We start from the raw sequence: 7,601 nt of genomic DNA, 5'->3' as shown, positions 1-7,601 counted from the left end.
AAGGCAAAGATAGGAAGCTGCCAGACAAAATGAAATCCCCGAAGGATAAAGGAGAGATCCAATATCTTTCGGGGATTTTTTTGCTGTCTGGAAATTTGTTCGAGAAATTTGCGTATTGAAAAATTTGTTTTTCGATTCGTCGGATGCCTGCCCGAACACCAGGCGATCCTGTTTTCTGTCGAAACGATTGGAATTTTTACAGGATTCGCAAAGAACCTTTTAAATCTGGAGTTTTACGTATCTCTTAACAGAACTTTCGGGAGTCTTAGAAAGCACATACCAAAAACGGAGCGTGAGTCTTTATAGTCAGCCGTTTTGAAGGTTCACCCCCTGAAAAAACGGTTTCTGTCGAATGGATAAAATCTATGTACCGAAATACGAAACGCCTGCTTTAGCAAAACAATCGTATTTCCGTATCGGACGCAAACTTTGTACGAAAGATGCGCCAAAGAAATTTGCGAGGAAATGGAAGAAGGAAGGAAATGGAAAAACCAAATGTATTTGTACCCCTGGGCGGGGCACAGTCTGTTGGCGACAGCTGCTATTTTGTCCGTATGAATGGTGTGAACATCCTTCTGGATGCGGGAGCTGCAGTTCATGAGGGGCAGATTGAATATCCAGATTATGAATACCTCCTTCGGGCTGGCATTCTGGAAAGCTTCAGCGAAATCAATCTGATTCTGATTTCCCATGCCCACCTGGATCATTGCCGTGGTTTGCCTGTGCTGACCAATCTGGCAAAAAATGCGGAAATCTGGACGACAGAAACGACATGGAAACTGGTTGAGCTCCAGCTCCAAAGGGGATTTCATCGGGATCTGCATGCTTCCAATCTATGGGTGACGCGGATACAGGAGCGAGTAGAATTTCTGGATTTCATGCAGGAACGAAGTTTTGCCGATCTGAAGATCACGTGCCTCCAGGCTGGCCATATTCCAGGAGCTGCCATGTTCTGGATCCAGAGCCGGAATAGCTCTCTGCTGTATACCGGCGATTACAGTCTGAACCAAATGCCGCTTACTGGGTCCGCCATTTTGCCCGAAGATATCCATCCGGATGCGCTGATTCTTTGCGGTCTGCATGCACTGGATGAATACAGGTGTACCCGCTCCGGTCTTTCTGGTCTGCTGGGCGCAATTCAAAGCCATATTGATGCCGGCGAGGCAGTGAACTGCCTGATTGGGCAGCTCTCCAAAGGGGTAGAGTTTCTCAAAATTATTCTCGATGAAATCGATGGTCTGGAGAACATCTATCTCGATACACGGGTTATGGATACCGTTCATGCGCTCGAGCAGAGCGGGATTCCGATACTGGATAAAAAATGCCGGATGCTGGCGGGGGAAGGAGATGACGTTTTCGATGCGCCGCATACCATAACGATTGCCTCCGATTTGCGCTGTTTCCCGTTATACATCGATCCGTGGATAGTGGATTTCACGCTGCATGAGTCATATCTCCAGATGAAGGAAATTCTAGAGAGGCTCAATGCCGTACAGGTGTTTATCGTTCACTGCGATCCCCGGCGACAGAGCGGCCGGCCGATTGATCAGCGCCTTCTCAATGAAGGCAGATGCTTCTCGCAAATCGAAATGCCGCAAAAGAAGGAGATTTTCCTTCTGCCGTTTCAGCCCGCATCCTGCTGAAAAGCTGAGAGGAGGTTTCGATCAAGGCGATCGATCTAATTTGAACAGAGCTGATTTTGTCATATCCCGTCCGAGCAGAGCCGTTCAATTCAGCTCGATCAGACTTTGACCGTATCTCGGTTGGAATATTGCCCAAACGCAGAAGTTTGTATGGAAAGAAATTCAGGAAATGAAATTCAGGAAATGAAATTCAGGAAAAGAGATTCAGGAAAAGAGATTCAGGAAAGGAAAGCCAAATGAGTGACCACAGAAAAACATCCCGCCGCCCGCATAGAAATGTGCCCCGACAGGACGAAAAAAGAGAAGACGTAAAGCCAAAAAAGAAACCCGTCGAAAAGGAGGGAGAAAAGGCAGCTCGATCCTCACGACAGACTAGACCGGAGACGAATGCGAAAACGAAATCCTGCCCGAAAAACGAAACCAGAAATCAGGAGAAATCTGAGGGCAATCCAGAAAAGCGAAACGCAGCATCTTCCGCAGTTCGACCTGGCTCTGAGGCGACAGCCGCTTCGCCTACGGTGCAGGATCAGGTGATCGATAAGCTGCACGAAAAGATTCAAAACCGTCATACCAAAAAGAGAGTCCGTCAGGAGATCAGCAACGAAAACTGCATGCTCATGGTCTGCCTGCAAAACCCCGGACTGAGTCCGATGCAGATGGTTGAACGGGTGAATACGTATTACGGAACGATGGTTCGCTACGATGACGTCCTGGAGTTTTTCCGGGTGCAGAAAATCAATCGGCCAGAAGTTCGCATCGCGATTTTTACGCAGGCAAAACAGAGCGCATCGCTTCTTGAACAGGCTATGAAAAACGATTTGTCCGCTCTCAATCAGTTCGAAGAAGAAATGAAAAGCCGTTCGAAAGAATTTGGCATTCATCGACAGTTCTTCTCTCGCATCCTGCTGACGACCTTCTTCCAGAACAATCCAGCCTTTCATAAATATGGCGATGAAGAAGATGTCGCCCTGATGGGCAATACGCTGCAGTTTTATACCCTGCTGGATTTGATCGATTCCATTCGACAGGCCATCGAAAATCAGGAAGAGGTCGAAAGCGCAGAAGAAAAAACGCTGAAAACCGTACCGGTTCGCGAACTGGAAAAAGCCAGCCAGAGAATTCGCGAGCTGGAAAGCGCGCTCGAGAGAACCGGCTATCTTCTTTCCGATTTGCAGGATGAATTCGACGCCCAGCTCGAACAGAACAAGATTCGGGAAATCGTCGAGTTTTTCTCGCAGCTCAATTCGGAAAAATACGGCTTTTTGCTGGATGAACTGCTGGCCCTGCAAAAAGGCGTCAGCCGTCTTCGTAAGCAGAAGTACGAAACGCCGCCCGAAATCAGCGGCGTTCTGATCCTCGTTCGAAAACTGATCCAGTTTGTTCAGGACAGTCACATTAATCCGATGTTCCGCCTCGATCAGGTGCTCGAAATTACCGCGTCTCAGGCCGAGGAAATGGACTACGAAGGCGATCCGTTTCTCGACAATACGATGCTACGGAAAGTCCAGGTGCTTTCCCCCGGATGGATTTATCAGGATAAGGAAATTCAGATTTCAAGACCAAAAGTGAGGGAAATGAAATGACAAATCAGGCGAATGAACTTTGTGTCGGCATCGATCTGGGTACGACCAACTCTGTAATTGCGTTTACCAATACGCGTCCAAACGGCGATCTCGTCAGCCGGGTCTTCTCGGCCAGACGAAGCAACGATGTGTATTATGTGGCCGGTTCCGGGCAGTCGGTTTCCACCGTTCTGGAACCGACGCTGCCCAGCGTTGTGTACTATTCGATGGAAAGCGGCTATCAGCCAATAGTCGGCAACTTTGCCCGTCATCAGTATGCGATTCGTCCGCATCTGGTGGCGCGTTCCATCAAAAGCCAGATGGGACAGCCCAGAGTCACCGGGCTTTCTCCGGATGTTCCGGATGAGACGCCGGCTAAAATTTCCAGCCGGATTCTCAAGCATCTGATCGCGGATATGTCCCGCAAATTCCGCACGCCGATCGAAGAAGCGATTATTACCGTTCCGGCTAGCTTTGATGCCATCATGTGCGAAGCCACACGAGAAGCCGCAAGGCTCGCTGGACTTCGGATTTATCAGGAAGACGGCAGTGAAATGCCGATTCTGCTCTCGGAGCCCAACGCGGTGATTTACGATCTCATCAACCAGATTCGAAACGGGGAAGTACCCTCCTCGCTTCTCGATGTTTCTTCGAAAAAGCGCGTTCTGGTCTTTGATCTGGGCGGCGGCACGCTGGATGTTTCCCTGCATGAAATTGAGCAGGATGCGCAAAGCGGTTCGCTGATGGTGGATGAAGTCGCCACCAACCGCTACACCCGCCTGGGCGGCGATGATTTTGATCGTCTTATTGCGGACGCGATGTATCAGCGTCTCTATACGCAGTATCACAAGCATCCGGAAATCCAGAATAAAATTGTGCAGCTGAAAGAGCAGATTTATCCGCAGCTGCTTGATAAGGCGGAAGGCTTAAAGCTTTCCGTGAGCATGGCGCAGGAAGATGTGCTGGGCAGCGGCTGGGGCGATGATGAGGAAGAGGATCTGTATCCGGTCGGCGGTCGAATCAGCACCCTGGGCTACGCGTATGATGATTCCTTCACCAGGGAAGAAATAGAAGAGATCCTTTCTCCGCTTATGGGAAAGGATCTGACGATCGATCAGTATCAGAATATGGATACGATCGAAAATACGAAAAATATAATTTACCCCATTCTGGATGTTTTAAACAAAGCGTCCAGAGATACAGAAGGACCGGTTCCGGTCGATGCAGTCGTGCTGAATGGCGGCATGTCCAAGTTTTATCTGATCGAATCCCGTCTGGAAGAGTTTTTCGGCTTTAAGCCGATTACCGCAGTGGATCCCGATCAGTCGGTCGCCCGCGGTGCCGCGATTTATCATTATCTGCTGAAGCACAATCAGATCGCGAAGGGAAAAGGCCAGGTCGAACAGCTGCAGGAAGAAGGACTCGATCGAAAGGAAACGCTCGGATCCAATCCAGCCGATCCATCGGGTTCCAATGGCTTCGGAGCTTCTGCTGATTCTGAAAATGTGCAGGACGTTTCAAATATGACCTGGACAAATTCTGGCTCTTCGTCCACAGGTCAAAGCCTGAACGCTTCGGCTGGGTCAGAGCGGACTGCCGGTTTTCGGATTCGCCAGACCAGCATTCTCAATGAGAGTCTGTATTTGCAGGGGCAGAATGACATTCATCGAAAAATCATTGAAGCCGGGACAAAGCTTCCGCATGAATCCGCTGTTTTAAACGGATTCATGATTCGAGCCGGTCAGAACAAGATCGCCATTCCGATTGAACATCGAAGCTACGATGGTTCGTATCGAATCATCGCCAACGGCGTCGTGAATCTGAACACGGTGTATGAGCAGAATTTGCACGTGCGTCTGCAGATGAATCTTTCCAGCTCAAAAATCCTTTCCCTTCGTGCCTGGATTGTCGAAAATTCAGACAGCGAGGACGTGCTGGAAGAAGTTTCAGCACAGCTTTCCGTCTCTGGCGTAGGCCGTTCGGAACCGAAGGGGGCCCCGAAAATGCTTCCAAGTCTGATTTTCCAGAACACCCCAAGAAAAGTATCGACGGGCAATATGCAGGGAACAGGAACGGTGGATGTTTCCCGGCTTCTTCGAAACATGGAACGGGCTCTGGAATCTATGGATCGAGTGACCCATCCTGTACAGCGCGGAGAAAAAGTGAAAGAAGCCGCGCGGATCGGCAATCAGATTGCATCCTGCGCCAATAAGAAGGAAGCTGCATTTCCAGTTTTGGCCCTTCTGAAAAACACGACCAACGGTTTTCTGCGTGAACGGCTGTTCATTATCGCACGAAAGCTTGCTCCGTTCTGGACCGAACGGCAGACCGGCGAACTGGTGAAGATTGCCAAAGTTTACCTGACCAGTTCTCAATCGTATGGCCCAAAAACACTCAATCGCAATGGAGCGAATATTGAAGCCATTCATACGATCAGCGCATGCGGCAAACCGAAGGATGCGCTGGATATTCTGGGAATGGGCTACGAACAGCAGTATCGCAATCCTCTGCTTAACCTTTGCGGTAAGCAGCAGGTCGCCATCGACTGGATCAGCCGCTGCTTCTTAGAAGATGCGGATGCGGTATTCCTTCGCAAGCCCTGCAAGATCAGCGAAAGCACGCGTGCTCTGGGCAATGCGCTGCGCTTAAGTTCCGGACAGCGTGTAGCCATGTCTTCCCGAGACTTTTATATGGAAAAGCTCATCGCTCTGCTGCAGTCCGGATCGCTGTTTGACTTTGAAGTCGACAGCTGTCTGGTTGCGCTGGGCAGTATCGGCGATCAGCGCTTTGCGGACAATACGGTGGACGAAAAAATGCTCGAACGGGCACGCAGCTGCATTTCCAGAGTTCCGGACATTTATATCGACGTCCTCGCCACGCGTTTTGACCGCGCCAGAGAAGTCGTTGACATGCTTCTTTCCGGTCAGAAACTGGAGGCGGATCAGGAAGCGTATCTTCTGGTTATGCTGGAAGGAAACGACTAGCTCTTCAGGTCGTATGCACGTCAGACCAGATTTCACCGATCAGCAGAAGAACAGAGGAATACGATAGAAGAATGGAAGAACAATACCCAGAGATTCAAAGCTTCTTCATAAATCCATAAACCCATGAACGCCTGGACTTTACGAACATCGAGAAGATCCAGGCGCTTTTTTACCCTCGATTCCTGGCGCATGGGAAACAGTGTGGATTTGTTGTTTATGATAAACGACTAAAAACATTCGATAAACGATAAATATAGAATGTAAAACGTTAAAAATCATGGTATACTCTAGCCATCAAACAGGAGGAATTCCGTATGGAAAAACTGTATGCCAGTCCCGCTTTTCAAAAAATCGCCATTGTTCTGATGAAAGTGATCGAAATTCTTTACTGGATCGGATCGATCGGCATGCTGCTTCTCATGCTTTACGGTCTGTTCAATCTAAGTGCTCTGCCTGAGCTTGCTGCAGACCTTCGATCCTCCGGTCAGGATCTTGTGATCGGTAGCTACTCGCTCGAAATGAATACCGATACGGCTGCGTTGGCAAACCAGGATCTTGTTCTGTTTCTGTTTGCGTGCATGCTGATGATGACCATGATCGCGATGATTTTTCGCAATCTCTATCTGATCTTCCGGCGGTCCGAATCCGGTACGCCGTTTGATTCGGATTCCATTCGCATGATGGGCGAAATTGGGATTTTCTCGATTCTGATTCCCGTTATCGGTCTGCTCTTCAGCGTCATTTTGCGCATCCTTCATTTCTTTACTTCCGGTACAGCGGTCATGACGGTGTACATGGACGGTATCATTCTTGGCATCATCGTCTTCTTCATTGCCGGCTTCTTTGTTCGAGGCCATCAGCTTGAAGAAGATGTAGACGGACTGATTTAGTCTGGATTTTTGTTAGACTGAATAGAGAAAACGAGTCAGAAACAGCTATGGGAAAAATCATTCTTCATCTTGACCGGGTGATGCTCGAGAGGCATATGAGCCTGAATGAACTTGCCAGCCAGGTCGGCATTACCAACGTCAACTTATCCAAAATCAAAAACAATAAAGTCAATGCGATTCGCTTCAGCACACTCGAAGGGATTTGCAGAGCGCTGAACTGTACGCCCGGCGATCTTCTCGAATACGTACCCGATGAATCTGACGAAGCGAAACCCAAAGAGATATCGGAAGAGTAATCCGAAAGAGTAATCCGAAAGATCCATGAGAGGGTGCAATCTGCAGGAAACACGGCTTCGTGTTCCGAATGGAAATGAGATCGTCGACAGGGTTGAGCAGGATCGCCTGCATACCTGTTGTCGGGCAGCTGCTTTCCGTCAAAAATGCATAAATAAAAAACGGATGGAAAAGAGGCTGCTGAAAAAGTCCCGTTTTTTGAAGTATAAAATCCGTGAAATAAAATTA

Annotated in this window: 6 protein-coding genes; all 6 read left to right on the top strand. The window is 48.9% G+C overall.

Annotated elements, in window-relative coordinates:
- Window positions 1–482: 482 nt before the first annotated feature.
- Window positions 483–1,643 (top strand): MBL fold metallo-hydrolase, encoded by a 1,161-nt coding sequence (locus Q2J39_RS10050; RefSeq protein WP_230268443.1) that lies wholly within the window; start codon window positions 483–485, stop codon window positions 1,641–1,643.
- Window positions 1,644–1,879: 236 nt separating this feature from the next.
- The gene (locus Q2J39_RS10045) at window positions 1,880–3,226 is read left to right on the top strand and encodes a hypothetical protein (RefSeq protein ID WP_288340537.1); all 1,347 of its coding nucleotides are present in this window, start codon (window positions 1,880–1,882) and stop codon (window positions 3,224–3,226) included.
- Window positions 3,223–6,189 (top strand): Hsp70 family protein, encoded by a 2,967-nt coding sequence (locus Q2J39_RS10040; RefSeq protein ID WP_288340535.1) that lies wholly within the window; start codon window positions 3,223–3,225, stop codon window positions 6,187–6,189. The genes Q2J39_RS10045 and Q2J39_RS10040 overlap by 4 nt, the downstream gene beginning before the upstream one ends.
- Before the next feature lie 314 nt (window positions 6,190–6,503).
- Window positions 6,504–7,079: a hypothetical protein gene (locus Q2J39_RS10035; protein WP_288340533.1), complete on the top strand. Its 576-nt coding sequence runs from the start codon at window positions 6,504–6,506 to the stop codon at window positions 7,077–7,079.
- A gap of 47 nt (window positions 7,080–7,126) precedes the next feature.
- A complete protein-coding gene (locus Q2J39_RS10030) occupies window positions 7,127–7,375 on the top strand; it encodes a helix-turn-helix transcriptional regulator (RefSeq protein ID WP_230268447.1) in 249 nt (82 codons plus the stop codon).
- A 25-nt stretch (window positions 7,376–7,400) separates the two neighbouring features.
- Window positions 7,401–7,601: hypothetical protein (locus tag Q2J39_RS10025; RefSeq protein WP_288340531.1), on the top strand; the 201-nt coding region annotated here is incomplete at its 3' end.

Source organism: uncultured Allobaculum sp., from assembly GCF_948576815.1.
Lineage (GTDB): Bacteria > Bacillota_I > Bacilli_A > Erysipelotrichales > Erysipelotrichaceae > Allobaculum > Allobaculum fili.
Note: the sequence above shows the minus strand (reverse complement) of the source record. Positions and strands in the feature narration are given on the sequence as shown.